Origin of the sequence: Amycolatopsis lexingtonensis, from assembly GCF_014873755.1 — a bacterium.
In the GTDB taxonomy this organism is placed as follows: Bacteria; Actinomycetota; Actinomycetes; order Mycobacteriales; family Pseudonocardiaceae; genus Amycolatopsis; species Amycolatopsis lexingtonensis.
The window spans coordinates 7,643,907-7,669,937 of the sequence record NZ_JADBEG010000001.1 but is presented as its reverse complement, the minus strand read 5'-3'; the positions used below and the strand labels follow the sequence as shown (position 1 = coordinate 7,669,937).

Annotated in this window: 26 protein-coding genes; 6 read left to right on the top strand and 20 right to left on the bottom strand. The window is 71.2% G+C overall.

The features are described 5' to 3' along the window. Position 1: 1 nt before the first annotated feature. The 7 genes from H4696_RS35420 to H4696_RS35390 all read right to left on the bottom strand — a co-directional run bounded on the left by H4696_RS35420 (position 2) and on the right by H4696_RS35390 (position 8,456). Positions 2–820, bottom strand: a complete 819-nt coding sequence (locus H4696_RS35420; protein ID WP_086856471.1) for a substrate-binding periplasmic protein — start codon at positions 818–820, stop codon at positions 2–4. Between the two features lie 115 nt (positions 821–935). Beyond that, positions 936–2,363 carry an adenylosuccinate lyase gene (gene purB, locus H4696_RS35415; RefSeq protein WP_086856458.1) on the bottom strand — a complete coding sequence of 476 codons (1,428 nt, stop codon included), beginning with the start codon at positions 2,361–2,363 and terminating at the stop codon, positions 936–938. Between the two features lie 22 nt (positions 2,364–2,385). Continuing rightward, the gene (locus H4696_RS35410) at positions 2,386–3,717 is read right to left on the bottom strand and encodes an N-acetylmuramoyl-L-alanine amidase (RefSeq protein WP_249026843.1); all 1,332 of its coding nucleotides are present in this window, start codon (positions 3,715–3,717) and stop codon (positions 2,386–2,388) included. Next, positions 3,714–4,565 carry a DUF4380 domain-containing protein gene (locus H4696_RS35405; RefSeq protein WP_086856457.1) on the bottom strand — a complete coding sequence of 284 codons (852 nt, stop codon included), beginning with the start codon at positions 4,563–4,565 and terminating at the stop codon, positions 3,714–3,716. Before H4696_RS35405 ends, H4696_RS35410 begins: the two co-directional genes overlap by 4 nt. Then, positions 4,559–5,704: a galactonate dehydratase gene (dgoD, locus tag H4696_RS35400; RefSeq protein WP_086856456.1), complete on the bottom strand. Its 1,146-nt coding sequence runs from the start codon at positions 5,702–5,704 to the stop codon at positions 4,559–4,561. Before dgoD ends, H4696_RS35405 begins: the two co-directional genes overlap by 7 nt. Before the next feature lie 13 nt (positions 5,705–5,717). Then, entirely contained in the window at positions 5,718–6,401 is a 684-nt protein-coding gene (locus tag H4696_RS35395; RefSeq protein ID WP_086856455.1) for an SDR family NAD(P)-dependent oxidoreductase, read from the bottom strand. Between the two features lie 15 nt (positions 6,402–6,416). Then, positions 6,417–8,456 (bottom strand): DUF8189 domain-containing protein, encoded by a 2,040-nt coding sequence (locus tag H4696_RS35390; RefSeq protein WP_086856454.1) that lies wholly within the window; start codon positions 8,454–8,456, stop codon positions 6,417–6,419. A gap of 112 nt (positions 8,457–8,568) precedes the next feature. On the opposite strand from H4696_RS35390, the gene H4696_RS35385 reads away from it, so the two are divergent. After that, entirely contained in the window at positions 8,569–9,186 is a 618-nt protein-coding gene (locus H4696_RS35385; RefSeq protein WP_086856453.1) for a bifunctional 4-hydroxy-2-oxoglutarate aldolase/2-dehydro-3-deoxy-phosphogluconate aldolase, read from the top strand. Then, positions 9,179–10,180: a lactonase family protein gene (locus tag H4696_RS35380; protein ID WP_086856452.1), complete on the top strand. Its 1,002-nt coding sequence runs from the start codon at positions 9,179–9,181 to the stop codon at positions 10,178–10,180. The genes H4696_RS35385 and H4696_RS35380 overlap by 8 nt, the downstream gene beginning before the upstream one ends. On the opposite strand, the gene H4696_RS35375 is transcribed toward H4696_RS35380, so the two are convergent. The 4 genes from H4696_RS35375 to H4696_RS35360 are packed head-to-tail and all read right to left on the bottom strand — an operon-like array spanning position 10,132 to position 15,230. After that, positions 10,132–12,183 carry an alpha-galactosidase gene (locus H4696_RS35375; protein WP_086856469.1) on the bottom strand — a complete coding sequence of 684 codons (2,052 nt, stop codon included), beginning with the start codon at positions 12,181–12,183 and terminating at the stop codon, positions 10,132–10,134. The genes H4696_RS35380 and H4696_RS35375 overlap by 49 nt on opposite strands. Before the next feature lie 14 nt (positions 12,184–12,197). Further along, the gene (locus H4696_RS35370) at positions 12,198–13,016 is read right to left on the bottom strand and encodes a carbohydrate ABC transporter permease (protein ID WP_086856451.1); all 819 of its coding nucleotides are present in this window, start codon (positions 13,014–13,016) and stop codon (positions 12,198–12,200) included. Beyond that, the gene (locus H4696_RS35365; RefSeq protein WP_086856450.1) at positions 13,013–13,930 is read right to left on the bottom strand and encodes a carbohydrate ABC transporter permease; all 918 of its coding nucleotides are present in this window, start codon (positions 13,928–13,930) and stop codon (positions 13,013–13,015) included. The genes H4696_RS35370 and H4696_RS35365 overlap by 4 nt, the downstream gene beginning before the upstream one ends. A gap of 1 nt (position 13,931) precedes the next feature. Beyond that, positions 13,932–15,230, bottom strand: coding sequence for an ABC transporter substrate-binding protein (locus tag H4696_RS35360; RefSeq protein WP_086856449.1), 1,299 nt, complete (start codon positions 15,228–15,230; stop codon positions 13,932–13,934). 147 nt (positions 15,231–15,377) lie between these two features. Between H4696_RS35360 and H4696_RS35355 the strand changes: the two genes are divergently transcribed. Further along, positions 15,378–16,079 carry a FadR/GntR family transcriptional regulator gene (locus tag H4696_RS35355; protein ID WP_086856448.1) on the top strand — a complete coding sequence of 234 codons (702 nt, stop codon included), beginning with the start codon at positions 15,378–15,380 and terminating at the stop codon, positions 16,077–16,079. A 4-nt stretch (positions 16,080–16,083) separates the two neighbouring features. On the opposite strand, the gene H4696_RS35350 is transcribed toward H4696_RS35355, so the two are convergent. Genes H4696_RS35350 through H4696_RS35340 form a run of 3 tightly spaced genes read right to left on the bottom strand, consistent with a single transcriptional unit; the run spans position 16,084 to position 17,927 of the window. After that, a complete protein-coding gene (locus H4696_RS35350) occupies positions 16,084–16,674 on the bottom strand; it encodes a TetR/AcrR family transcriptional regulator (protein WP_086856447.1) in 591 nt (196 codons plus the stop codon). 34 nt (positions 16,675–16,708) lie between these two features. Beyond that, on the bottom strand, positions 16,709–17,425 hold the full coding sequence (locus H4696_RS35345) for a hypothetical protein (protein ID WP_086856446.1): 717 nt from the start codon (positions 17,423–17,425) through the stop codon (positions 16,709–16,711). Continuing rightward, the gene (locus tag H4696_RS35340) at positions 17,418–17,927 is read right to left on the bottom strand and encodes a SigE family RNA polymerase sigma factor (RefSeq protein WP_086856445.1); all 510 of its coding nucleotides are present in this window, start codon (positions 17,925–17,927) and stop codon (positions 17,418–17,420) included. The genes H4696_RS35345 and H4696_RS35340 overlap by 8 nt, the downstream gene beginning before the upstream one ends. Before the next feature lie 136 nt (positions 17,928–18,063). Between H4696_RS35340 and H4696_RS35335 the strand changes: the two genes are divergently transcribed. The 3 genes from H4696_RS35335 to H4696_RS35325 all read left to right on the top strand — a co-directional run bounded on the left by H4696_RS35335 (position 18,064) and on the right by H4696_RS35325 (position 20,590). Next, a complete protein-coding gene (locus tag H4696_RS35335) occupies positions 18,064–19,086 on the top strand; it encodes a threonine aldolase family protein (RefSeq protein WP_086856444.1) in 1,023 nt (340 codons plus the stop codon). 15 nt (positions 19,087–19,101) lie between these two features. Continuing rightward, positions 19,102–19,680 (top strand): HAD-IA family hydrolase, encoded by a 579-nt coding sequence (locus H4696_RS35330; RefSeq protein ID WP_086856443.1) that lies wholly within the window; start codon positions 19,102–19,104, stop codon positions 19,678–19,680. 94 nt (positions 19,681–19,774) lie between these two features. Next, entirely contained in the window at positions 19,775–20,590 is an 816-nt protein-coding gene (locus H4696_RS35325) for an SAM-dependent methyltransferase (protein WP_086856442.1), read from the top strand. Positions 20,591–20,594: 4 nt separating this feature from the next. Here H4696_RS35325 and H4696_RS35320 read toward each other — a convergent pair whose 3' ends face one another. The 6 genes from H4696_RS35320 to H4696_RS35295 all read right to left on the bottom strand — a co-directional run bounded on the left by H4696_RS35320 (position 20,595) and on the right by H4696_RS35295 (position 26,022). Beyond that, complete coding sequence (locus H4696_RS35320) at positions 20,595–20,783, bottom strand: hypothetical protein (RefSeq protein ID WP_086856441.1); 189 nt, start codon at positions 20,781–20,783, stop codon at positions 20,595–20,597. 100 nt (positions 20,784–20,883) lie between these two features. Further along, positions 20,884–22,062 (bottom strand): pyridoxal phosphate-dependent aminotransferase, encoded by a 1,179-nt coding sequence (locus H4696_RS35315; RefSeq protein ID WP_192782704.1) that lies wholly within the window; start codon positions 22,060–22,062, stop codon positions 20,884–20,886. Positions 22,063–22,077: 15 nt separating this feature from the next. Then, positions 22,078–23,220: a transglycosylase SLT domain-containing protein gene (locus H4696_RS35310; RefSeq protein ID WP_192782703.1), complete on the bottom strand. Its 1,143-nt coding sequence runs from the start codon at positions 23,218–23,220 to the stop codon at positions 22,078–22,080. 20 nt (positions 23,221–23,240) lie between these two features. Continuing rightward, positions 23,241–23,552, bottom strand: coding sequence for a hypothetical protein (locus H4696_RS35305; protein WP_192782702.1), 312 nt, complete (start codon positions 23,550–23,552; stop codon positions 23,241–23,243). 134 nt (positions 23,553–23,686) lie between these two features. After that, positions 23,687–24,445, bottom strand: a complete 759-nt coding sequence (locus tag H4696_RS35300) for an ESX secretion-associated protein EspG (RefSeq protein ID WP_086860250.1) — start codon at positions 24,443–24,445, stop codon at positions 23,687–23,689. A gap of 2 nt (positions 24,446–24,447) precedes the next feature. Next, positions 24,448–26,022, bottom strand: a complete 1,575-nt coding sequence (locus H4696_RS35295) for a hypothetical protein (protein ID WP_086860252.1) — start codon at positions 26,020–26,022, stop codon at positions 24,448–24,450. Positions 26,023–26,031: the final 9 nt, after the last annotated feature.

The window sequence follows — 26,031 nt, the reverse complement described above, 5'->3', positions numbered from 1 at the left end:
GTCACGCACCCACGTTCTTGACCGGCAGACCGGGGCCGCCCTGCTGAAGTTCCTTCGACAGCGGCGTGTTCTTGTAGAACTGCCCGTAGATCCGGGCGACCGTACCGTCGGCGACGGCTTTCCGCAGCCCGTCGTTGAGCTTGTTCAGCAGATCGGTGTTCGTCTTGGCCACGGCGAACGCCGAGGGGGTGTCCTTGTCCTCGACCGTGTAGCCGAGTTCCAGCGGCACACCGGGGTTCTGGTCCAGGTACTTCTGCCCGATGTCCTGCGGCACGACCCAGCCGTCCAGCGTGCCGTTCTTCAGCTGCGCGAAACCCGCGTTGTAGTCCGGGAAGCGCACGACCTGGGCGCCGGCGGTCTTGCCGGCCAGCTCGTCCTGCACCGAACCCTGGACCACGCCGAGGCGCTTGCCCGACAGCGCGGCGACGTCCTTGAGGTTGGCGCCCTTCGCCGTGACGACCGTGGTGAAGCCGGTGTTGTAGCCGTCGGAGAACGCGACCGTCTTCTTGCGCGCCTCGGTGCTCGAGATCGTCGAGCTGCCGATGTCGAACTTGCCGGTCGCGACGCCGGCCAGCAGGCTGGAGAACTCGGTGCCGACGAACTCGACCTCGAAGCCCTCACGCTTGGCGATGTCGCGCAGCAGCTCGTTGTCGTAGCCCGTGAAGCGGCCGTTCTCCAGGTAGATCGACGGCGGGGCGTCGCTCAGGGTCCCGACGCGGAGGGTCTTCGTCCCCGCGTCGGAACCACCGCAGGCGGCGAGGGTCAACGTCAGCGCGCCCGCGGTGAGGGCGGCGGCGATCTTGGACAGCGTGGATCTCATCGCTTCTTCCATGGTGGGTACTGGCGCCGGACAGCGCTCCGTGGGTCAGCGATCGAGATTAGGGATTTCGCCCGTTCGAGTGGATTCGTTCCATTCTGTGGACGGGTGCGTCAGCTCACAGGATCGGCTGCGGCGCGTATCCCGCCGCCTCGGGGAACCGCTCGAGGACCTGCGCGACGCGCTCGGCCACCTGCGCCACCTGACGCCCGGCCGTCCCGGTGAACGAGATCCGGTCGGCGAGGAGTTTGTCCAGCTCACCGCGGTCGAGCGGGATGCGCTCATCGGCGGCGAAGCGGTCGAGGAGGTCGTTGTCGGCGCGGCCTTCGCGCATTTCCAGCGCGACGGCGACGGCGTGCTCCTTGATGGCTTCGTGGGCCGTCTCACGCCCGACGCCGCCGCGGACCGACGCCATGAGCACCTTCGTCGTGGTCAGGAACGGCAGGTAGCGATCCAGCTCACGCTCGATCACCGCCGGGAACGCGCCGAATTCGGTGAGCACCGTGAGGAAGGTCTCCAGCAGGCCGTCGAGCGCGAAGAACGCGTCCGGCAGCGCCACCCGGCGGACGACCGAGTCGGAGACGTCGCCCTCGTTCCACTGGTCGCCGGCCAGCTCGCCGATCATCGAGAGGTAGCCGCGCAGCACGACGGCGAGGCCGTTCACGCGCTCGCACGAGCGGGTGTTCATCTTGTGCGGCATGGCCGACGAGCCGACCTGGCCGGGCTTGAAGCCCTCGGTGACCAGCTCGTGGCCCGCCATCAGCCGGATCGTCTTGGCCAGGCTGGACGGCGCCGCGGCGAGCTGGACCACAGTGGACAGCACGTCGAAGTCGAGCGAGCGCGGGTACACCTGGCCGACGCTGGTGAACCGGCGGTTGAAGCCGAGGTGCTGCATCACGCGGTCTTCGAGCTGGTCCAAAGTGGACTCGTCGCCGAGCAGGTCGAGCATGTCCTGCGCGGTGCCGACCGGGCCCTTGATGCCGCGCAGCGGGTACCGCTCGATGAGGTTGTCGAGCCGCTCGAAGGCGACCAGCAGCTCGTCGGCCGCGGTGGCGAACCGCTTGCCGAGCGTGGTGGCCTGCGCGGCGACGTTGTGCGAGCGCCCGGCCATGACGGTGTCCGCGTGCTCGACGGCGAGCGCGGCCAGCCGCGCCAGCACGGCGGCGACGCGGGTGCGGACCAGCTCGAGCGAGCGGAGCAGCTGCAGCTGCTCGACGTTCTCGGTGAGGTCGCGCGAGGTCATGCCCTTGTGGACGTGCTCCTGCCCGGCGAGGGCGCTGAACTCCTCGATCCGCGCCTTGACGTCGTGCCGGGTGACGCGCTCGCGCTCCGCGATCGAGTCCAGCCGCACGTCGTCGAGGACGCGCTCGTACGCCTCGACGACGCCGTCCGGCACCTCGACGCCGAGGTCCTTCTGCGCCTTGAGGACGGCCAGCCAGAGCTGCCGCTCCAGCACGACCTTCTGCTCCGGCGACCAGAGCGAGACCAGCTCCGCCGAGGCGTAGCGGGCGGCGAGCACGTTCGGAATGCGGGGCTTGTCCGTCACGCCCTCACGATACCTGCGCAGGTCAGCAGGGTCGCACGTCGGACGCCTTCACGTAGACGACCCGGTGGTTGTAGGAGAGCTGGAGGTACTTCGTCCCGCCCGTGACCAGCGTGTGGTTGGCCGGCACGTCCGCCGGGTCGAAGCGCGCGTAGTAGTTCTCGGCGCGGAATTCCCCGGTGACGACGTAGCTCTGGCCCGCGGGCAGCGTCCACGGGACGGCGCCGACCGTCCAGATCGGGTCGAACGGGATCTCGGCCGGGTACTCGGACTGCTCGGGGAAGGCGCGGCCGTACAGCGGCGCCGACGTGGCCGCGGTCACGCGCTGGGCCCGCGCCGGCAAGGTCACACTGTGGCCGGGGTTCGCGAACCACGCCTTCTGCCCGCCGTACCAGATCGCCGTCCAGTCGCCCTGCTCGCCGGCGAGCGCGTAGGTCCGGCCCGCGACCGCCTTGTCGCTCCAGTCGTCGATCGCGGTCGTGCCCGCCGAGCCGTCGGGGTGCACCACCGGGTCGGTGATCAGCGGCGAGGCCGCGTCCGGCGCCGCGTGCAGGTAGACGAAGTTGGCGCCGTGCGCGGGCAGCGGCGTGCAGGTGCCACCGCTGCACGTGGTCAGCTCGGGCTGGTTGGTGGCGTAGTCCGGGTTGATCGTGACGGACTGGGCGTCCGCGGGACCGGTCGCCGCGGCCGGCGCGCCGAGCAGCTCCATGTAGTGGTTCCAGTCCCAGTACGGGCCCGGATCCCAGTGCGCGGCAGCGAAGTTCGCCGTGCGCTCGCGGGAGATGTCTTCGTGGCCGATGATGTGCTGCCGGTCGAGCGGGATGTGGTACTTCGCCGCCAGGAACTTCACCAGGTTCGCCGAGGCCTGGTACATCTTTTCGGTGTACCAGGTGCCGCCCTGCGCCGCGATGCCCTCGTGCTCGATGCCGATCGAGTGCTCGTTCATCGTCCAGTTGCCCGCGTGCCAGGCGACGTCCTTGGTCGGCACCATCTGCGTGACCTGGCCGTCGGATGAGCGGATCACGTAGTGCGCGCTAGACCCGCTTTCGGGCTTCTGGAAGGTCGCGATCGCCTGGTCGTACGGGCTGACCCCGCTGCCGGGCACGCTTTCGGTGTCGTGGATGACGATGTACTGGATCCCCTGGCCGTCGGCCGGCCGGTTCGCGGGGTCGTAGTTCCCGTAGTTGTTGGGGTTGCCGTGGTCGGCGCTCGCCCAGTCGTAGGCGGCGGGCACGAACCGGCAGTCGAGGTTCGCCGGGCATTCCGGCGCTTCCTGCGCGTGGGCCGTGACGGGGAGAGCGGCGGTGACGGCCAGCGCGAACACCGCGGCGGTCAGGCTTCGGACGGTGAAGGTCACACGTCATCTTCCCGGACTTCGGCAGTGATCGACAACCGGGTCTCTTCTCCGGGCGCCAGGGTGGTCAGCGGGCCGAGGACTTCCAGCTCGACGATCCGCGCCGGCGGGTCCAGATCGCCCAGCTCCGCCAAGGGTTCCGGGAGCGGGTGCTCCAGCCAGATCTCCAGCGGCGAACCCTCGTCCGGGTATTCGCCGTGCGGGTCGACGTCGAAGCTCAACGTCAGGGCGCCGTAGGAAACCCGGCCCGACGTGCCCGGGACCCCGAGCTTGCCGACGACGTCCTGCGGCGGCACGACCAGCCGGTCACCGTCCACTGTGTACTCCGGCGTGCCGGTGCCCGCGACCAGCGCGACGACGTCGGGGCGCCGGAGCCCCGCGACGACCGTCCCGCCGCCGGGCAGCTGGGTCACGTTCCACAGTGCCCACCGGACCGGGTGGTCCGCGGTGTTGAGCGCGCGCAGCCGCAGTTCGTAGCCGTTGTCGAGGATCGTGATCGCACGCGTGAACCGCAGTCCGGTGCGCGGATCCGGCGCGCTGGTCATGGTCGCCGTGTCCCCGTCCAGGGCCAGGGCGTACGGGCCGGAGTCGAGGACCGGGTCGGGCGGGCCCGGCCACTGGTCCGGACCGGCCCAGCCCTGCGGCGCGGGCCACGTCTTGTCGCCGCCGTAGTTGACCCAGTCGCCCATCCGGCCGGAGTTCGGCGTGTAGTCGCCACGCAGGCCGTCGCCGAGCAGCGCCGGATTGCGCCAGAGCAGTTCGACGCCCTTGCGGGAAACGGAAAGCAGCCGCCCGCCCAGCTCCGGGACCAGGCCGAGGCGCAGGTCGCCGCGCTCGAGCCAGGTCACCATTCGGCGAGGCTCCCGTCGTCGTGGCGCCACACCGGCGAACGCCACGCGTGCCCTGCTTCGTCAGCCCGGCGGACGGCTTCTTCGTCGACCTCGATGCCGAGCCCGGGCTTCAGCGGCCGGGCCGCGTGGCCGTCCTGGAAGGCGAAGAGCGACGCGTCCACGAGGTACTGGTGTTCGCGGCCTTCGTGGTAGTGCATGCCCACGCTTTGTTCCTGGATCAGGAAGTTCGGCGTCGCGAACGCCACCTGCAGCGACGCCGCCAGGGAGATCGGGCCAAGCGGGCAGTGCGGGGCGAGCGAAGCGCCGTACACCTCCGCGAGCGCGCCGATCCGCCGCAGCTCGGAGATGCCGCCCGCGTGCGAGGGGTCCGGCTGGACGACCGCGACACCGGCGTCGAGCACCGGCTTGAACTCCCAGCGCGAGTAGAGCCGCTCGCCGACCGCGATCGGCACGGTGGACGCTTCGACGATCGAGCGCAGCGCGTCGCCCTGCGTTTCCGGCAGGATCGGCTCCTCGACGAACATCGGCTGGACGTCTTCGAGGAGCTTGACCAGCCGGCGGGCCATCGCGGGCGAGACACGGCCGTGGAAGTCGATCGCGAGGTCGCGGTGCGGGCCGAGCACCTCTCGCGCTTCCCACGCGCGCGCCACCGCGGCGTCGGCTTCGGCGGGCGACGCGATCGCCGTCAGCGGGCCGGCGACGTTCATCTTCACCGCGGTGAAGCCCGCCTCGACCTGCGCGGACACGGCTTCGCGGATGCCGGACGGCCGGTCGCCGCCGACCCAGCTGTAGACGCGGACGCGGTCGCGGACCGGGCCGCCGAGCAGCTCGTGCACCGGCGCGTCGCGGACCTTGCCCGCGATGTCCCACAGGGCGTGGTCGTACCCGGCCAGCGCGCTGGAAAGCACCGGGCCGCCGCGGTAGAAGCCGCCGCGGCGCAGCACCTGCCAGTGGTCCTCGATGCGCAGCGGGTCCTGGCCGATCAGCAGGTCGGACAACTCGTGCACGGCCGCGCGCACGGTCTCCGCGCGGCCCTCGACCACGGGCTCGCCCCAGCCGCAGACGCCCTCGTCCGTGCTGACCTTGAGGAAAAGCCAGCGCGGCGCGACCAGAAACGTTTCAACCCCGGTGATCTTCACCCGTGTCCCCCATCTACGCGGAATCCTTGGCGGCGGACCAGCCGCCGTCGACGGTCAGCTCGGCTCCGGTGACGAACGACGCGGCGTCCGAGAGCAGGAAGGCGATCGCGTTCGCCACTTCGGCCGGGTCGCCGAGCCGGCCCGCCGGGGTCGCCCGCGCGCTGCGCTCACGGTCCTCCGGCGAGATGCGGTTCCAGGCTTCGGTGAGCACGGGCCCCGGCAGCACGGAGTTGACGCGCACGTCGGGGGCGTATTCGACGGCAAGCTGCCGGGCCAGCGCGACCAGCGCGCCCTTGCTCGCGGCGTACGCGGGGTGGCCCGGCAGCCCGAAGTGCGCGTGCACCGACGAGACCAGCACGACCGCGCCGCGCCGCTCGCGCAGGGACGGCAGGCAGGCCTTCAGCGCGAGGTACGTGCCGGTGAGGTTGACGTCGAGCTGGCGTTCCCACTCGGCGCGGTCGATCTCGTGCAGCGGCCCGGTGCTGGGGACGTAGGCGTTGCTGACCAGCGCGTCGACCTCGCCGATACCGGCCCAGGTCGCCTCATTGCTGACGCTGCCCCGGATCGGCGTGATGCCGTCCGGGAGTTCGGCGATGTCCACGCCCAGCACGCGGTAGCCGTCGTCGAGGAGCTTCCGGGCGGTCGCTTTGCCGATCCCGGACGCCGCTCCCGTAACCACCGCCGTACGCGTGGACATCGCCTTCTCCTGTTCCTAGAACCGGGCTACGTGGACATGGTCGTCCGGACCGCGCGCCGCGAACCACAGCGACGCGCCGTCGGACGCCGCGCCCAGGGTGCCCACGATGCTCCCGCTCGGGTACTCCGGCCGTTTGAACCAGCCCGCCCACGAGCCGGACCAGTCGTTGGCCCACAGCGAGTAGTCGCTCGCGGACGCGGTGAGCGCGACCTTCGCGCCGACGGCGACCAGCGTCGGGCTGCTGCTGACCGTGCCACCGATCGACGTCCAGTCCGACCAGGTGCCGCCGGTGTTCGTGCGAGCCCAGACGCTGTCGTCGGCGGTCCGGACCGCGACGACCGTGCCGCTGGTGGACGTCGCCGCGCCGGGGCGGCCGTAGATCGGCTTGCCACCCGGGGCACCGAGACCGGACCACCGACCGGCGCTGGTCCGCTGCCAGACCTGGCCGTCGGCACCCCGCACGAAGACGGTTCCGTCGCTGGTGACGGACGGCGAGTCGGTGAGCGTGCCGCCGAGCCGCTTCCAGTCACCCCAGTTCTTCGCGTAACTGCGCTGGTAGAGGACGTTGTCGAGGCCGCGGACGTAGACGTCGATCCGGTCCCCGGAAGCGATCGCCGCGGGCTGGCCGAGGAACCCGCCGCCGACCTGGCGCGGCCCGTCGAGGCCGGTCTGCTGGAGGTTCCCGGCGCGGTCGCGGAAGAACGTGACGGTCTTCCCGCCGCTGCGGACCACCGAGGGACTGGCCGACGCGGGCCCGGCGACGTCGGCGCCGGGGACGAGGTCGGTGCCGTGCAGGCGGAGGAACGCGGTCCCGTGCGCGGGCACGGTGACCGAGTACTCGCCGACGGCGGCGCCGCGATCGGCGCGGGCACGGAGGTCGCGAATGGCCACCCGGCCGGTGAGCCCGGCGTCGGCGAACTTCAGCGTCATCCGCGTCGGCGCCTCACCGCGGTTGAGCAGCACGACCGCGCGGTCACCGGTGCGGGAGAGGACCTTGCTGTAGGTGTCCGTGGTGCCGGTCGTCGCGACGCGGACGCCCTGGATGCCGAGGCTGTCCTGGTTGACGCCGATGATTTCCGGGTTCTTCAACGTCTTCAGCATCGACGCGGGCAGCGTGCGCGGGTCGGAGCCGAGGATCAGCGGGGAGGCCATCTCCGCCCACATGACGAACTGGGTGGTCGACTCCTCCTCGTTCAGCTCGTAGGTGCCCTGCTCGGTCTTGCGCATCGGGATGAGGTAGTCGGGGTCGTTGTAGTGCCCGGGCCCGTTCGCCTCGGGGTGCGCGGCGTTGGCGTCCATGTTGCGCAGGACGTCTTTCCAGATGCCCTCGTACGGCGTGCCGAACGCGATGTCGGTGCTGGTGCGCCAGGAGTCGGCGACGAGCGGGCCGTAGCTGTAGGCGATGCCGGCGACCTGGTCCGGGCCGTGCGGGACACCCCATTCGTCGGTGACCGGGTTGCAGATGTTGAGCACCATCGGGCGCCCCGCCTTGGCCAGAGCCCGGCTGAACTGCGTGAACGCGTCGGCGGGCTTGAGGTTCTGGGCGATGCCGCAGAGGAAGTCGACCTTGACGGCGTCGAACTTCCAGCTCGCGAAGCGCTTGGTGTCCTGCTCGTAGTGGCCGCCGGAGCCGGCCGCGCAGTTCTTGCCGTCGGAGGCGCCCGCGTCGGTGTAGATGCCGGCCTTCAGGCCCCGGTCGTGGACGTACTTGACCAAAGTGGACAGTCCACTGGGGAATTTCGCGGGGTCCTCGTGGAGGTTGCCGCTCGCGTCGCGGGGATCGGGCGCGGTCCAGCCGCCGTCGATCCAGACGTAGCGGTAGCCGGCGTCGCGCAGGCCGCTGGAGACGAGGAAGTCCGCGACGGACTCGACCGACGCCTCGCTGGGCGCGCCGAGGCCGTAGTAGGTGTTCCAGCCCATGTACGGGGTCTTCGCGACGCCGCTGTCGTAGTAGTCGGGAGCGCCTTGGTCCGCGGCCGGGGTCGCTTGCGCGGGTACCGCCGTGACCGTGGCGGCGACCGCGGCGACCACCGCGAGGGTTCTCTTCAGGAGCATGTGCCGGACGCCTTTCTCCGGTGAACTGCGAGCCGGGAGCAGCATGCCGGGGCGCCTCGGCCGCCGTCAAGAATAAATCCTAAATTAAGATTTCAAGCGCTATGCTCGGGCGATGAGCTATCGCTGGGAGATCACTGCGAACGCACTGCGCCAAGGCGTCGTCGGGATCGTGCGCACGCACGACGCGGAATCGGCGGTGTCCGCGGCCCGCGCGGTCCTGGAAGCGGGGCTGCGCTCGGTGGAGCTGCCGCTGACCAACCCCGGCGCACTCGACGCGATCTCCGGGCTCTCGGCGGCCTACCCGGACGCGACGATCGGCGCCGGCACCGTCCTCGACGAGGCCTCGGCGGTCCTGGCGATCCGCGCGGGAGCCCGGTTCCTGGTGTCGCCGTCGGTGGACGCGGCGGTGATCCGCACCGCGCACCGGTACGGCGCGGCCGCTTTCCCGGGCGCCGGCTCGGTGACGGAAATCGTGCGCGCGCTGGCGGAAGGCGCCGACGCGGTGAAGGTGTTCCCGGCGTCCGCGCTGTCGCCGTCGTGGATCTCCGACGTCCGGGCGGCGCTCCCGCAGGCGCCGCTGGTGCCCACCGGCGGCATCACGCCGGAAGACGTGCCAGGCTGGCTCTCGGCGGGCGCGGTGGCCTGCGGGATCGGCTCGGCGCTGACCCGCGGGACCGGCGCGGAGATCGCCGTCCGGGTCGAGACGTTGCTGAGGAGCGCGCATGGCTGAACTGGTCTTCGTCGGGTGCTACACCGGTGAAGCGGGGAACGGTACGGGGATCACGACGTTCTCACGGTCTCCGTCGGGGTCGCTGACCGAGATCGCTTCGCTGCCGCTGGAGTGTCCTTCGTGGCTGGTCCGGCACCCGTCGTTGCCGGTCCTGTACGCGGTGAACGAGACCGACACCGGTGCCGTGACGGCGCTGTCTTTCGACGCTTCGGGCACGTTGTCCGTGCTGGGCACCTTGGAGACGGGCGGCGCGCACCCGTGCCACCTGGCGGTGACCCCGGACGGCCGGTTCCTGCTGTGCGCCAACTACACCGGCGGCAGCCTGGCGGTGTTCTCGCTGTCCTCGTCCGGTGCCCTGGAGTCCCGGACCGCGCTGGTGCGGCACTCCGGCAGCGGACCGCGCACCGACCGCCAGGAGGCGGCGCACGTCCACATGGCGGTCCCCGGCCCCTCGATCGTGAGCGCGGTCGACCTCGGGACGGACGAAATCCGCAGCTACACGTTGACGCCGTCCGGTGGTTTGGAGCCGCTGGCGGTGTCCGCGCTGCCGCCGGGCACGGGCCCGCGCCAGCTGGTCCGCCGGCCGGGCACGGATCTGGCGTACGTCGTCGGGGAGCTGGCCGGGACGCTGGTGACGGTCCAGGAGACGTCCCCGGGTGCGTTTTCGGTGGTCGCTTCGACCGCGTCGACGTTGTCTCCGCCGTCGGGGCCGAACCTGGTGGCCCACCTGGAGCTGGCCGACTCGCGCCTGTACGTGTCGAACCGCGGCCCGGACTGCGTGACGGAGTTCGCCCTCGACGAGGCCGCCGCGGTGGCGGACCAGCCGTGCGGGGCGAACCCGCGGCACTTCGCGCTGGTGGACGGGACTTGTTATGTGGCGGCGCAGTCGGAGGACGCGATTACCGCGTTCACGCTGACCGCGTCGGGGGAGGCGGAGCTGCGGTACTACCCGACGGGGTCGCCGACGTTCGTGCTGCCGGTTTCCCTGCCCTGACGTCGCAGGACCACGACGTCGGCGTCGTGGTCCGCGGTCCAGTCGAACGGGAGGCCCGCGTACTTCAGGTGCGCCCCGGAGTACCGGGCCCCCTCCCTGTCCACATAGGACGAATCCGCCCACACCGCCAACCGCACCCGTGAAGACCGGCCCGGGGTCAGCGGGGCGCCCGTCAAGGGACCCGTGCTCCAAGCCAGCACGACCACCGTGTCACCGTCCTCCGACGTGTACTGCGTAGCCGCCGTCGGTTCGGTGGGGCCGTGGAGGACCCGAGCCGTCCCGTGGTGGATCACGTCGCGGATCGACTTGTACACCTCGATCAGCGCAGCCGCCTCCGCATTCTGCGAAGACGTCCACCGCGAAAGGTCCGCCCCGATCCCCAGCACGCCCGCCATCGCCGTCACGAAGCGGAAGCGCAACGAACGCGGGCGCGGGTCGAACACGCCCGGGGAATCCGTCACCCAGGAACTCATCAGGTGCGGGGCGTGCATCAGCAGGAACCCGTCCTGGATCGCCAGCCGGTCCAGCGGCCCGGTGTTGTCGCTCGGCCAGACCACGTCCGCGCGGGCGACCGTCGCCAGGTCGGTGCGGCCGCCGCCGCCCGCGCACGCCTCCACCGTCACGTGCGGGTGACACACGCGCAGGTGGTCCAGCACCGACAGGTACCCGGCCACGTGCTCGGCGTCCAGGTCCGCGGTGGGCGAGCCGGGACGGCCGCGTTCGGTCGGGGGGCGGTTCATGTCCCACTTCAGGTACGAAATCGGATACGTCGTCAGCAGTGCGTCCAGAATGGACTTCACGAAGTCCACCACCGCGGGAAGCCCCAGGTCCAGCAGCAGCTGGTTGCGGATCAACGTCAGCGGGCGGCCGTCGATCCGGTACACCCAGTCCGGGTGCTCCGCGTACAGCCGCGACTTCGGGCTGACCGCCTCCGGCTCGACCCACAGCCCGAACTCCAGGCCCAGCTCCCGCACCGCGTCGACGAACGCGCCGAACGTGGGCTCCGCCGGTGTCCAGTCGCCGAGGCCACCGGTGTCGTCGTCGCGGCCGGTGAACCAGCCGTCGTCCACCACGAACAGCTCGACGCCGAGGTCCGCCGCCCGCTTCGCCAGCTCCAGCTGGTGCGCGCCGCGGACGTCGAAGCCGGTCGCCTCCCACGAGTTGTAGAGCACCGGACGCGGGCGCTGCCACCGCGAACCCGCCAGGACGCGGTCGTAGTCGTGCCACACCGACGCCAGCTCGGCGAGACCGTCCACACTGGACGCCAGCGCCACCGGCGGCGTGGCCAGCGAAGCACCCGGCTCGAGCAGAACGGGACCGGGCGAGGGTAGCCGACCGGCCCGGACGCGCGTCAGGCCCGACGGCTCGACGTCCGCCTCGATGGACCACGAACCCGGCCACTCCAGGGAGACGCCGTAAGCAGCGCCGCCGGAAGCGTCCTGCACCGCCAGCCACGGCACGTGCGCGTGGCCAGGGACGCCGAAGCGGCTCTCCATCCGGAAGCCGCCCGCGGACAGTTCCACCGACCGGCGGGTGAACTCCTGCGACCACTGGCCGGTCAAGTACGTCAAGCGGGCACCGGACGTCGTCGGCACGCAGACGCCCGCCGAGCCGAGCCGGTCGAATTCCAAAGTGGACGAACCGGAGTTCTCGAACTCGACCCAGCGGGTGAGCACGTCGGTCTCCGGGACCGCGCGGTAGCAGAGCACCGCGCGCAACCCGGAAACCTCGTCCACGAAGGTCAGCCGCAAGTCGGGGTCCGACGAAGCCGAGTCGAAGCGCCACCAGGAACCGCCGCGCACCGAGACGTCCGCGCCGGAGAACGGGCGCAGGCCCAGCGGGGCGTACTCGACCGGGGCCGCGTCGGCTTCGGTGATGAAGTGCACCTCACCGCGGTTGGCGAACACCGACGGCCCGGCTTCGATCCCGGCCGGACCCCACGCGACGAGTTCGGCCCACCGGGACGAAGGATCCAGCGCCACCGTGTAGGAAGTCGTCGCCATCGACACGGTCCACGTCACTTGATCGCCCCGATCGCGAGCCCGGAAATGAAGTGCTTCTGGAACCGCAGGAACACGGCCACGGTCGGGACGGCCGCGATGACCGAGCCCGCCGCGATCACGTTCCAGTTGGACACGTACTGCCCCTGCAGGCCGAGCAGCGCCGGCGTCACCGGCATCACCGAACCGGTGCGCAGCACGGTGATCGACCACAGCAGGTCGTTGAACGTCCAGGTGAACGCCAGCGCGCCGAGCGCGGCCAGCGCCGGGCGGGTCATCGGCAGGATGATCCGCCAGAAGATCTGGCCGACGCCGGCGCCGTCGATCAGCGCGGCCTGCTGGACCTCGTCCGGGATGGACCGCATGAAGCCCTGCAGCACGAAGGTGTAGAACCCCAGCCCGAAGCCGACCTGGACGACGATCAGCGCGGTCAGCGTGTCGTAGATGCCGAGCAGCTCGGCGAGCTTCGCCACCGGCACCAGGAGGATCTGCGGCGGCAGCAGGTTGCCGGACAGCATCACCAGGATCAGCGTGCGGCGGAACGGGATCGCGTACCGGCTCAGCGCGAACGCCGCCGCCGAGCTCAGCAACAGCGCGAGCAGCACCGTCGGGACGGTCACCAGCAGGCTGTTCAGCATCGCGTGCCCGCCGCCGCCCTCGCCCCACGCCTGCCCGAAACCGTCCAGCGAGAACGACGCCGGCAGCGCGCCCAGCCCGTTCGACGCGATGTCCGAAAAGGACCGGACGCTGGTGGTCAGCACGAGCAGGATCGGCAGCAGCCACAGCACCGCGAGGCCGCCCGCGACCAGGTGGAAGCCGAAGGTCCGCGCTTTCACGAGTCCTCCCGGAAGGCACGCACGAGGTAGGTCACGATCACGCCGAACGCCAGCACGAAGATCACCACGGCCAGCGCGGACGCGTAGCCGAGCCGCAGCGACTGGAACGCCGTCGCGTACATGTACGTGCTGAGCAGCTCGGACGAGTGGTACGGCCCGCCCTTCGTCATCGACCACACGACGTCGAAGGAGCGCAGGGAGTCGATGATGATCACCGACAGGACCACCGAGTTGACGCTGCGCAGCTGCGGCCACGTCACGTTGCGGAACTGCTGCCACGCGGTGGCACCGTCCAATTTGGCCGCTTCGTACAGCGCCGGGTCGATGCCCTTGAGCCCGGCCAGGTACAGCACCATCACGTACCCGAGCTGGCGCCACAGCGCCGGCACGAGCACCGCGTACAGCGCGGTCTTCGGGTCGGCCAGCCACGAGTGCTGCCAGCTCTCCAGCCCGACCGCGCCGAGCACCTTGTTGAAGACGCCGTCCGGCTGGTAGATCACCTGCCAGATCAGCGACGTCGCGACCAGCGAGAACACCACCGGCGTGAACAGGGCGGCCCGGTAGAACCCGACGCCCCGGCGTTCGCGCTGCAGCAACGTCGCCAGCGCGAGCCCGCCGGCCGCCGAGAGGCCGCCGAAGAGCACCAGCCAGAGCACCGTGTCGAGCGCGGCGGTCTTGAAGATGTCGTCGGAGAACATCTCGGCGAAGTTCCCGAAACCGACGAACGCCGGCGCCGAGACGCCGTCCCAGTTCGTCAGCGCCAGGTAGAACCCCTGCAGCGCGGGCCAGAACACCCAGAACCCCTCGACCACGAGGGGCACCAGGACGAACGCCAGCAGCACCGGCGAGACCCGGCGGCGGCGTTTCGGGGCCCGCGCCGCGGTCTTCGGCCGGTCGGCGGTCAGCACCGCCATGTCAGGACTGCCAGACCTTCTGCGCGGCGGTCTGCCAGTCGGCCAGGATCGAGTCCAGCTCGTTCGGCTTCTGGATGAACCGGATCAGCGCGGCGTCGGCGGTCGGCTGCAGCGCGTCGGAGGAGTCGCGGTTGAAGAACTGCGTGATCTCCTTGGCGTCCGCCAGCATCTTCCGTCCCTTTTGGACCAACGGCGTCCCGGTGTCCTTCGCCGACGGGTTGGTCGGCAGCACGGTGCCGGACGAGTTCTTGATGTAGAGCTCCTGCGCTTCGGCCGTGGCCACGTACTTGAACCACTCCTTGACCTCGGCGACGTGCGGCGTGCGTGCGCTGGCGAAGAAACCGTCGGTCGGGCCCTCTTCGGCCACCGGCACCGCGGGGTCGAGGATCGGGAACTGGAAGAAGTCGAGGTCGCCGAGCGCGTCCTTCGGGGCGGCGTCGGCGAAGAACGTGCCGGTCAGCACCATGCCGGTGCGGCCCTGCAGCAGCACCGTGGTGGCGTCCTGGAACGCGATCGCCGTGCCGTTCGGGTCGAAGTACGGCAGGGCCTGGCGCCACGGGTCGAAGATCTTCTTGACGCGCGGGTCGTCGAAGCGCTGCTTGCCGGCGAGCAGCTCGCGGTGGAAGGGCGCGCCGTTGATCCGGATGTTCAGGTAGTCGAACCAGGCCGACGCGGTCCACGGCGTGTTGCCGCCCGCACCCAGCCCGATCGGCGCGATTCCCTTGCCCTTCAGGGTTTCGCACAGCGCGAGGAACTCGGTCCAGTTCGTCGGCGGCCGCACGCCCCACTTCGCGAAGTTGGACTTCCGGTAGAAGAAGCCCCACCAGTAGTAGGACGTCGGGATGAAGACCTGGTGGCCGGCGCCGTCGCCGGAGAGCGCGCGGAAGGCCGCGCTGTAATCGCCCATGGTCTGCCAGACGTCGCCGACGTCGAGGAGCAGGCCCTTGCGCGCGTAGCCGGACAGCAGCGAGCCCGGGTACCACGTGAACGTGTCGGGCGGGTTGGCCGCGGTGAGGTAGCTGGGCAGCTGGGTGCGGAAGGTTTCCGACGCCACGGTGTTCACGGTCGCCGTCGCGCCGCCCTTGTCGCCGAAGGCCTTGGCCAGCGCCTCGATCGCTTTCTTCGCCTCGGGCGAGGACAGGTTCGACTGGACGGTGACCGCGCCGGCGGCCTGCTTGACCGGGCCGCCGGAGGCGGAAGTGGCGCAGGCGGCGAGGAAGCTGCCCGAGCCGACGGCCCCCAGCCCGGCGAGGCTCGCGTTGCGCAGGAAACGACGGCGGGACAGGCCGGCACTCGTCATGTCGTGACCCCTTTGTCTTGGCGCGTGACTGCTGCCAAAGAGTGCAACCGGGCGTGCCCGCTGTCAAGATGTATTCATAATTTATGACGACTTCGCAGGCAGCGTAGGATGACGTTCCGTCAGTCCGCCAGCTGAGAGGCCCATCCATTGACCGAACACCGGCCACGCGGGTTGCACGGCCAGACCGTGGAGGCACTGGCCAGCCGGATCCTCTCCGACGAGTGGGGCGAGGGCACCGTCCTCGACCTGCCGGCACTGCGCGAAGAGCTCGACATCAGCCTGACCGCCCTGCGTGAAGCGCTCAAAGTGCTGGCCGCGAAGGGCATGATCGACGCCCGGCAGAAGCGCGGCACGTTCGTCCAGCCGCGCGAGAAGTGGAACATGCTCGACGCCGACGTCATGCGCTGGCAGACCGCGGCCGCCGACGACCCGGGCCTGCTCGACGAGCTCACCGAGGTCCGCGCGGTCGTCGAGCCGGCCGCGGCGCGGATCGCGGCCGGGCGGGCGTCGGAGGAGGACATCGAGGGGCTGCGGGAAGCGCTCGCCGACATGGCCGCGGCGGCCGGCGACGCGGAGGCGAGCGTCCAGGCCGACCTCGCCTTCCACCGGCGGCTGATGACCGCCACCCACAACAACTTCCTGATGCGGATGGAACGGGTGATCGCGATCGGGCTGGCCGAGCGCGACAAGCTGGTGCACGGGGGGTCGTCGGCGGAGGACCCGGTGCCGAGCCACCGGAAGGTGTTCGACGCGATCGTCTCCGGCGACCCCGCGGCCGCCGAACAGGCCATGCTGGCCCTGGTCACGAAGTCCCGCGACGACCTCGAAAGGGCTCAGCGCGAGTCGTGACCGCTCAGGCCAGCGCGGCCTGGAGCATGCGGGCCGCCGCGGCGCGGGGTTCCGGGTCGATCTCGATCAGCGCGTTGACGACGGCGCCGTCGACCAGCGCGATCAGGCGCTCGAGGTCGGTGGCGGAGACCGGCGTGCCCGAGCGGGCGAAGATCTCCGCCAGCAGCTCGTTGAGCTGGGCCGACAGCGTCCGCATCAACGGCCGCAGGTACGGGCGGCGGCCGGTCGCGACCAGGCGCTCGTAGCGCAGGAGGACCGCTTCGGCGTCGGCCTCCGGGTCACCGCTCTCCGGGCCGAGCAGCATCTCCAGCACCAGCTCGACCGTCGCCTGGACACCGCGGTTGCGGGTCGCGAGCTCCTCGAGCCGCCGCCGGCCCGTCTCCAGCTCGGCGTTCGAGTGGTGCTCGACGGCCGCCGTGACCAGGTCCTCGAGCGAGTCGAAGTAGTACGTCGTCGACGCGAGCGGCAGGCCGGCCCGTTCGGCGACCGCCCGGTGCCGGACGGCGTCGAACCCGCCCTCGACGAGCAGCTTCGCGGCGGCCTCGACGAGCGCGGCGCGGCGTCGCTCCCCCTTCGGGGTGGTCGCTCCGGTCATGACCGGTCATTCTGCCAACCGGGCGAACCCGGGCTCAGTAGCGGGGCGCGAGTGCGCGCGCGAACTGGTCCACCTGTCCCGCGTACGGCGCGGCCGCCCCGCTGGAAGGCACGCTGATCAGCACCAACGAGCCACCGGACGCCGTCGTGACGCGGGCCGTGACCGTGCCGGCGGGCTGGGACTTGAAGACCACCGGGATGCCCTTCGGGTACACCGCCGCTGCGACTTCGCCACCCGGCACCTGGAACCCGGCGGACCGCGCCGCCGTCGAACAGGCGCCGCCCGGGGACGCCTGGGAAACGGCGACGGGGACGGGGAGCTCGCCAGCGAGGGCGGTGGCGAGCTCCCCGTCCACCTGTTCGCACCCGGAGGCGCCTTCGGCCAGCTGGCCGGTCTTCCCGCCCCCGTCACCCCCCTGCTGAGGTGGCTGGGCCGGGAAGTTCGGTGACTCCCCACCGACTTGAGGACGCATCGAGCCGTCCCCGGGTTGCGCGGAGCCGGCGTCCGATTGCGCCGACACGGCGTTGCCGTTCGCCGCGGTCATCTCCTTCGGGGTACCCGCGGAGAGCACCCCGTACGCGCCGAATCCGACGACGACCAGCGCGGCGGCGCTCACGCCCGCGGTGATCCGGTTGCGGCGGCGGACGGTCTGGCGGCGGGATTCGCGGACGACGTCGTCCTGGGAGAAGGTGGGTGCGGGTGCCTCCGGCGGCGCGGCGGAGAACAACGAGCGCAGCTCCTGCTCATCCATTGGTCTCCACCTCCCGTTCCAGCACCTGCTTGAGGTTCGCCAGCCCGCGCGCGGTCTGGCTCTTCACGTTGCCTTCGCTGCAGCCCAGCGCCTTCGCCGCACTGGTCACGTCGAGCCCTTCGAAGTACCGCATGACCAGCACCGCCCGCTGCTTGGGCGGCACTTCCTTCAGCGCCGCGAGCAGGTCTTCCCTGGTCGCGACGAGCTCGTCGAGGCCGGGCGTGTCGTCGGCGGGCTCCGGCAGCGTCTCGGTCTGCCACTCCCGCCGCCACGGCCGCCGCGATTCGTCGATCGACGCCCGCACGAGCGTCGTGCGGACGTACGCGTCGGTCGCCGCGCGATCCCTGATCTTCTTCCACCTCCGGTGCAGTGCGACGAACGCCGTCTGCGCGAGGTCGTCCGCCCGGTGCCAGTCACCGCAGAGCATGTACGCGGTCCGGCGCACGGCGTCCCGCCTGGCGGCGAAGTACTCCGCGAACTCCTCCTCGTCGCGCTGGTCCACGCGCAGTCGTGCTCCGCTCTGTTGTCGTTCGCCCGTGAGGACGGAATCAGGGGCGTCCACGGTTGCATGGACCCGGTGGGTTCGACCACCCGAGGGCTGATTGATCCCCGCGCGGTGGGTGTGATGTGATCGCTCTGTGACCTTTACGCTGCCGCCGTTGGATTTCCGCTCCGACACCGTCACCCGTCCGGATGAAACGATGCGTGCGGCGATGGCGTCGGCCGAGGTCGGCGACAACGTCCTCGAGCACGATCCGACGGTCGCCGCCCTGGAGGAGCGAGCCGCGCACGTCCTGGGCATGGCGGCCGCGCTCTGGGTGCCGAGCGGGACGATGGCCAACCTGATCGCGCTGAGCCTGCACCTGCAGCGCGGCGACCGGTTCCTGGCCACGCGCGGCGCGCACGTGCTGACCAACGAGCTGGGCTCGGCCGCGTGGCTGGCCGGCGGCATGCCGGACATCCTCGAACACGACGGCGGCCCGGGCCGCCCCTCTCCCGACGCCCTCGCGGCCGCGATCGGACAACCCGGGCCGTACTTCACATTACGGACAGCGCTGCTCTGCCTGGAGAACACCCACAACGCGGCCGGCGGCGCCGTGACCCCGCCGGACGAGCACGCCCAGCTGCTGTCCGTCGCGAAGGAAGCCGGCCTGGCCGTGCACCTCGACGGCGCCCGGCTCTGGCAGGCCGCGGTGGCGCTGGAAGTGCCGCCCGCCGCGCTGACCGTCGGCGTCGACACCGTGTCCGCCTGCTTCAGCAAGGGCCTCGGCGCGCCGGTCGGCTCGGTCGTCGCGGGCAGCAAGACGTTCGTCGAACGCGCCCGCCGGATGCGCCAGATGCTCGGCGGCGGCGTCCGGCAAGGCGGCGTCCTGGCCGCGGCCTGCCTGGTCGCGCTGGACCGCGTCCCCGACCTGGCCGACTCGCACGAGAACGCCGCACGTCTCGCCGACGGCCTGCGCGAGTACGGCTGGCCGACGAACGTGCCGGACACCAACATCGTCCTCGCCGAGGTGCCCGACATCCCGACCTCGCTGAGCTGGCTCGACTCGCTCGGGATTCGCGCGGTGCCGATGGCGGGCAAGGTCCGGTTCGTCACCCACCGGGACCTCAGCGCGACCGACGTCGAAGAAGCCCTGCGCCGGATCAAGACCGGCGCCTGACGCACTGGGGGACCCGTGAACTGGATCGTGTTCGACTACGGCGACGTGCTGAGCAAGCCGAGCGCCGCCCGCCCCGACCTGGCCGCGGCGATGGGCGCGCCACTGCCGGAGTTCGAAAAGGCGTACTGGGACCTGCGGGTCCCGTACGACGCCGGCAGCACACCGCTGGAGTACTGGCAGAACGTCGGCCAGGCGCTCGGCGTACCCGTCGACGAAGCGCTGTCGGCCGAGCTGACCCGCATCGACGTCGAAGGCTGGGGCCACCTGGAGCCGTCGTCGGAAGCCCTGCTCGAGACGCTCGCCGAAGCCGGCGCGGCGCTCGCGCTGCTCTCGAACGCGCCCGCGGTGTTCGGCGAATGGGTCCGCGCGCAGGACTGGGTGCGGCACTTCCGCGTGACGCTGTTCTCCGGCGACGTCCGGTGCGTCAAGCCGGACGCGAAGATCTTCCGCCTGCTGCTCGACGAGCTCGGCGCGGAACCCGCGGACTGCCTGTTCTTCGACGACCGCCAGTCCAATGTGGACGGCGCGCGGGCGGTCGGGCTCAAGGCCGAGCTGTGGAACGGCGCCGACGCGGCCCGCGCCTGGCTGGACTGAACAACTCACCCACCCCGCACGGCCGCCTACCCGCCGTGATCCGCATGTCCTAGGCTGTGCGCGTTCCCCCACCGACTTCCCAGTAGGTAAACCCATGGCGACGAGCGAACGACCGTCGGCCCGCGTCGACTTCGACCGGCCGAGCTTCGCTCGCGTCTCGGACGCGTTGCTGGGCGGGCAGAACAACTACGAGCCCGACCGCGCCGTCCTGCGGCAGATCCTCGACATCGCGCCGGAAGCCCCGGCGATGGCGCGCGAGATGCGGCAGTGGCTCGTCCGCGCCGTCCGCTACCTGACCGAGCGGCTGGGCGTCGACCAGTTCGTCGACCTCGGCTCGGGCTTCCCCACGGTGGAGAACACCCACCAGGTGGCGCAGAAGTACGACCCGGAGGCGCACGTCGTCTACGTCGACGACGACCCGGTGGTGGAAGCGCACGGCCGGGCCCTGCTCGTCGACAACGACTTCACGCACATCTGCGGCACCGACCCGCGGAACCCCGGCGAGACGCTCGCCGGGGTGGCGCGGTTCATCGACCTCGACCGCCCGGCCGGGCTCGTGCTGTGCGGGGTCGTCGACCACATCGCCGACCTCCAGCAGGCGCAGCAGGTGGTCAAGTCCTACGCCGGCGCGCTGGCCCCGGGCTCGTACCTGCTCCTGCTGCACCGCCACAACCCGCTCGACGCCACCGAGGCCGCCACCGTCGCGGCGGCGCTCGAGGACCGGTTCGGCCGCACCGGGCTCGTCACCCGCTACCGCGCGGAGGCCGAGATCGCGTCGTTCTTCGACGGCCTCGACCTGCTCGAACCCGGCCTGGTCGAGCCGCACCTGTGGTGGCCGGACGGGCCGCGCCTGGCGCCGCTGACACCGGTCAACCGGACGGCGCTCGGCGGCGTGGCGCGGATCCCCTAAAGACTCAGTAGCGGTTGATGCGCTTGGGGTCCTTGTTCCCGGTGATCGCCTTGTACCCGGCCGCGCCGAGGAAGGCGATGCCGCCGATGATGGCGATCCACAGGACCGCCTTGAACACGAACCCGATCACAGCGCCCAGCACCATGAACGCCACCCAGGCGACAATCAGGCCGCCGACGATCTTCCAGAACATGGTTCCTCCGCGTGTCCCCGTGGCCCCACCGGCCCGGTGACTCCAATGTGCCATCCCCGGCGGTGAAACTCCCTCTGTTCGGACAACGTTCGGGGTTAAATCAGGGTTCCCCCTGGCCGAGCCAGGCACCGAGCCGCCGGACACCTTCGTCGATGTCCTCGGCGCTGCCGGCGAAGGAGAACCGCACGTACTTGCCGCCGTCGACCGGGTCGAAGTCGACGCCGGGGGTGATGGCGAGCCCGGTGTCGGCGAGCAGCCGCTGGCACCAGCTCAGGCTGTCCTCGGTGTACGCGCTGACGTCGGCGTACGCGTAGAAGGCGCCGTCCGCGGGCGCCAGCTCGGTCAGGCCGATGCGCCGCAGGCCGGCGAAGAGCCGGTCGCGGTTGGCGCGGTAGTGCTCGACGTGCGCGTCGGCTTCCGCGTACGCCTCGGGCGTGAAGGCGGCGAGCGCCGCGTACTGCGAGACGGCGGGCGGGCAGATGGTGAAGTTGCCGGTCAGCACGTCGATCGCGCGGTGGAGGCGCTGCGGCGCGAGCATCCAGCCGAGCCGCCAGCCGGTCATCGCGAAGTACTTCGAGAAGCTGCCGAGCACGATCGGCTCGCGGCCGTACTGCCACGCGCAGTCGAGCTCGGCGCCGTAGGAGATGCCGTGGTAGATCTCGTCGCTGATCAGCTGCACGCCGTGCGAGGAGCACCAGCCGGTGATGGCGGCGAGTTCGCCGGGCGGCAGCACGGTGCCGGTGGGGTTGCTCGGGCTGGCGACGATCAGGCCGTCGATCGGGCCGAGCTCGTCGAGGAGGGCGACCGTCGGCTGGAAGTTCGTCTCGGCGGTGGTGGCGAACTCGACGACCTCGCAGCCCAGGACGGAGAGCAGGTTGCGGTAGGCCGGGTAGCCGGGCCGCGCCATGGCGACCTTCGCGCCGGGGTCGAAGGCGCTGAGGAAGGCGAGCAGGAAACCCCCGGAGGACCCGGTGGTCATTACGACGTCGTGCGCCTGGACGTCGACGTCGTACCGCCGCCGGTAGTGCCCGGCGACGGCCTCGCGCAGCTCGGGGATGCCGAGCTGTTCGGTGTAGCCGAGGGTGCTGTCCTGCAGTGCTCGTGCGGCGGCTTCCAGCACGGGCTTCGGTGCGGGCGCGGACGGCTGCCCGGCCGCGAGCGACACGAGGTCACCGTGACTGCGCTGCCGCGCACCGGCCGCGGAAAGGACGTCCATGACGTGGAAGGGCGGCACGCCGGCCCGCAGCGCGGGACCGGCGAAGGCTCCGAGGTCGACCATGCGGCCAGGCTAGTTCTAGTAGCCCCGGTAGGCACCGCCGTGGGCCATGGCCTTGATGCCCGGCACGTTGTCGAGGCCGCCGTAGCGGTCGAAGGAGTACCGGACACCCGCGATGATGTTGTCGACCGGGTTGTAGATGTTGTCGTGGCCGGGCAGCTTGTGCGCGTTGAAGGTCGAGTCGATGCACTGCATGAGCCCCTTGGACGGGTGCCCCGCGGCAGCATTGGAATCCCAATTATTTATTGCGTTTGGATTCCCGCCCGACTCGTGCTGGATGATCGCCCAGATGTTGGGGATGTCGGCGTCGGTGACCGGCACCCCGGCGGCCTGCAGCGCCTTGATGGCTTCCTGGATCCACTGCTGGACGTTGCCCGGGGGCGGGGAAGAGGGCGGGCCACCGCTGGGGCCGAGGCCGCCACCACCGCCTCCGCCGCCACCACCACCGCCGCCTCCGCCACCGCCGTGGTGGGAGGAGCCGTTGCTGTGGATGCCGCCGGTGCTCTGCGGGGGCGCGGCGGAGCTGCTTGGGAGCGGGACCTGGTCGTAGCCGCCCTCGATCTGCTGGGACATCAGCTTCTGCGACGCCTTGATCGCGGTGTCGGCCTGGGTCTGCAGGCCGGTCACGTCGCCGTCGAAGCCGGCCGTGATGGTGTGGATGTCGGTCGCGGCCTTCGCCTTGATCTCCGCGGAGGTCTGGGCGGGCGCGGGCTGGTTCTTGTCGTGTTCGTGCGCCGCGGCCGCCTTGTCCGCCGCTTCCATCGCGGTCTGGGCCTGCTGGTTGCGCTCGTTGACCGCTTTCTCCGCGGCGAGCTGCTTGTCCCCGACGTTCTTCTTGACCTGCTCGAGGGTCGAGGCGAGGTCGTCGAGGTCCTTGGCGACGTCTTCGAGGTGGGTCTGCACCTTGGTGCCGGCGTCGCGGACCTGGCGGACGTACTTGAAGAATTCGTCGGCCGCCGGGCCGGCCCACACGCCGCCGTTGAGGGCTTCCGTCGAATTCTTCAGCGACGCGGTGTGGTCACCCGCGTTCTTGCCCGCTTCGCGGAACTGCGCCGCCGCCGCGGTGATTTTTCCCAAATCGACCTTTTCGACCTGGTCGACCTTCTTCATGAAGGCTTCCCAGTTGTCCGGCGTTCCGGCGCCGCCCGGGTTCAATCCCACTCTGGTGCCCCCTGCTCAGTTCACTTGTCGACGTGCAGCTTGAGGTCGCTCGCCCCGACCTGGTCGGTCTCGGCGATCAGCCCCGCGGCCTTGCGCATGGCGAACCCCAGTGCCTCCATGTGCTTGCCCGCCGCGTCGAACTGGGTGTGCACGCCGTCCTTGAACTTGCCGACGGCGCCGTGCGCGTCACCCTTTTCGTCCATCCCGCCGAAGGGGCTTTCCTTCTCGTGGTCCAAGCCGGTGACCTTCTGCTTGGACTTTTCGAACTCGTCCTTGAGCTTCTCCACCTGGCCGGCCGCGATGGCCATCGAGTCGGCGTCGTAGACAGGCACGGTTCGTCATCCCCTTCGGAAAACTTGTGTCCGCCCGGTCAGACGTCGTCATGACCAGGACGGTTCCCGCGCTTACTTTATGACTTCCCGAGCGGTGCGCGTGCGGTTCCCGGCCAACTTCCACCCGGCGGGGCTCACGCCTCCGCCATCAGTTCCCGGATCCGCGTCGCGAGCAGCGCGTTGTCCGCCGGGGTCACGGTCGCCCACTCGCGTCCTTCCCGGTCGGTTTCCACCTGGAACAGGTAGCGGCCGGAGTCCGTGTCGAAGAACGCGACCACCCGGCCCGCGCGGTGCACGACGCCGTCGCGGCCCACGCGCTCGGCGCCGAACTGGCCGCGGGCTTCCTGGCCCAGCAGCATTCCCGACAGCTCCTGGGCCTGGAACAGCGCCACGCCGCGGTCCTCCAGCGCCGTCACCAACGCCTTCGGGTCGCCCTTCGCGGCCGCGTCGGCCGACTTCAGGGTCGCGTACGGGATGCTCACCGTCTGGCCGATGCCCGGGGCCAGGTCGCCCGCCACCGAGACCGCCGCTTCCGCGAGGGCGTCCTCCGTCGCGGGGATCAGCCAGACCTCCGCGTTGTCGACCACCGCCAGTACCGCCTGGCCGCGGTGGCTGACCGCGCGGCCGCGGATCTCCCGTTCCGCCCAGACCCAGACGTCGACGCCGAACTGGGGGCGGGCGAGCAGGTGGAGCAGGTCGGTCAGCTCGCCGGACGGACGGCGGTTGCGGGCCAGGCGCCGCTCGGCGAGCGACGCCCACGCCGCTTCCACCACCGCCGACCGCTCGGTGCGGGTGGTTCCCTCGCTCGGCACGTCGATCGCGACGTGCCGGCGCGGCAGTTCGAACGACTCCCAGAGCACGTCGAACTCCGACGCCGACAGCACCAAGGACACGGTCAGCGACCGTCCGAACCGTGGTCGCCGATCACGTCGGGGGAAACCATCCGCTGGTCGGCGAACAGGTCCTGGTCGTCGACGCCGAAGCGGCGGATGTGCTCGGCGTCCTCCTCCTGCGGGGCCGCCTCGGACAGGAACCTCGCCTCGCCGCGCTGCTGCTTCGGGCTGATCTGCTCGGACTTCCGCAGCGCGACGGCTTCCTCCTCGGGCAGCTCGCCGACCGGCAGCGGCCGCACCGGGCCCTTCGGCTGGCCCTTCTCCCGCCGCTGGCGTTCCTTGTCGCCGCTGAGCGCGCCACCGGCGGCGCCCGCGCCGACCGCCGCCGCGCCCGCGCCGATCTCACCCGGGGAGACGCCGGGCTTCACCGCGAAGCCGCGCTCGGCCGTGTACTGGCCCGGCGGGAGCGGGGCCTGCGGCATCGAGCCGACCGTGCGGCCCTTGGCCAGCAGCCCGTCGGGGCCGCGGCTGAGCGAGCTGTCGACGCCGCCCGTGCCGCCGCCGGTCGTGCCACCGCCGCCGAGCGACTTGATCGGGGCCGTCGCCGGGCTCGAGCCGGGCGGCAGGGCACCGGGGGCGCCCGGCGGGACGAACTGCTCGCCCCCGCCGCCGACGGCCAGGCCCGGGGTGAACTTCGTCGAGTCGCCGGCGCCCGGGCCGCGGCCCGGTGCGTTGACCCAGCCGGGGCCGGGCGAGGTCGACGTCGGCGGCTTCGCGCTGGACGGCGTCGTCGACGAAGGTGTCGTGTGCTGCGCGGCGGGCGCGGTCACCGAGCCGGTCTGGCGCGACGGCGGCGCGGGCCGGGACGGCGGCTGCTGCGCCGCGACGCCGTAGACCGGGGTCGGCGGGTCGGCGTGCACCTGGTGCGAGACCGGCTGCACCACCGGCGGGTCGACGTGCACCGACCGGACCTTGTCCGAAGCGGGCCGCACGCCGCCGTCCGGCGTCACTGCGACCGCAGCGCCGGCGACGTCCAGCACGCTCGGGGCGACCCCCGGCGCGGCCAGCTTCAGCGACTCGGGGTCGGACAGCGACTGTGTCGAGAGCAGGTTCGTGCCGCTCTCCTGCGCGTACTCGTTCAGCGCCTGCTGCGCCTGCGCCTTGGCGTTGTTCGCCGCCTCGACCTGCCGGGCGTGGTCGGTCTCGAAGCCGATGAGGGACAGCAGCAGCCCGTCGGTCAGCGTGTAGCCGCCCGCGCCCTTCCGGACCGTTTCGGCGTCCGGGAGCTTGTACTTGGTGCGGTTGAAGGACTCGCCCTGCTCGAAGACCATTTCCGCGGCGTGCGCGACCTTCGTGGTGGCGTCCTGGGAGAACCCGGCCTGCTCGGTCAGCACCTGGCCGGCCGCGCCCCCGGCCTGGCTCTGCCACTCGACGCCCAGCTTCAGCAGCTGCGCGCGCAGTGTCTGGTCGGTGTGGGCGAGCGCGGTCGCGACGGCCTTCAGCGCGTCGACGGCGGTACCGATGCTGCCGGTGCCGTCGCCGTTGACGATCCGCGTGATCTGGTCGGCGATCGCGGTGTTGGTCCAGCCGTCGAACCGGTGGTTCTGGATCCCGGCCGCGAGCTCGGAGAATTCCACGCGCCCTCC

Coding starts and splice junctions, on each gene's coding strand:
- H4696_RS35315 (WP_192782704.1), bottom strand. CDS start 22,062: ATGGTCGACCTCGGAGCCTTCGCCGGTCCCGCGCTGCGGGCCGGCGTG.
- H4696_RS35380 (WP_086856452.1), top strand. CDS start 9,179: ATGGCTGAACTGGTCTTCGTCGGGTGCTACACCGGTGAAGCGGGGAAC.
- H4696_RS35345 (WP_086856446.1), bottom strand. CDS start 17,425: ATGGATGAGCAGGAGCTGCGCTCGTTGTTCTCCGCCGCGCCGCCGGAG.
- H4696_RS35360 (WP_086856449.1), bottom strand. CDS start 15,230: ATGACGAGTGCCGGCCTGTCCCGCCGTCGTTTCCTGCGCAACGCGAGC.
- H4696_RS35350 (WP_086856447.1), bottom strand. CDS start 16,674: ATGACCGGAGCGACCACCCCGAAGGGGGAGCGACGCCGCGCCGCGCTC.
- H4696_RS35395 (WP_086856455.1), bottom strand. CDS start 6,401: ATGTCCACGCGTACGGCGGTGGTTACGGGAGCGGCGTCCGGGATCGGC.
- H4696_RS35375 (WP_086856469.1), bottom strand. CDS start 12,183: ATGGCGACGACTTCCTACACGGTGGCGCTGGATCCTTCGTCCCGGTGG.
- H4696_RS35365 (WP_086856450.1), bottom strand. CDS start 13,930: ATGGCGGTGCTGACCGCCGACCGGCCGAAGACCGCGGCGCGGGCCCCG.
- H4696_RS35320 (WP_086856441.1), bottom strand. CDS start 20,783: ATGTTCTGGAAGATCGTCGGCGGCCTGATTGTCGCCTGGGTGGCGTTC.
- H4696_RS35390 (WP_086856454.1), bottom strand. CDS start 8,456: ATGCTCCTGAAGAGAACCCTCGCGGTGGTCGCCGCGGTCGCCGCCACG.
- H4696_RS35385 (WP_086856453.1), top strand. CDS start 8,569: ATGAGCTATCGCTGGGAGATCACTGCGAACGCACTGCGCCAAGGCGTC.
- H4696_RS35405 (WP_086856457.1), bottom strand. CDS start 4,565: ATGGTGACCTGGCTCGAGCGCGGCGACCTGCGCCTCGGCCTGGTCCCG.
- H4696_RS35325 (WP_086856442.1), top strand. CDS start 19,775: ATGGCGACGAGCGAACGACCGTCGGCCCGCGTCGACTTCGACCGGCCG.
- H4696_RS35420 (WP_086856471.1), bottom strand. CDS start 820: ATGAGATCCACGCTGTCCAAGATCGCCGCCGCCCTCACCGCGGGCGCG.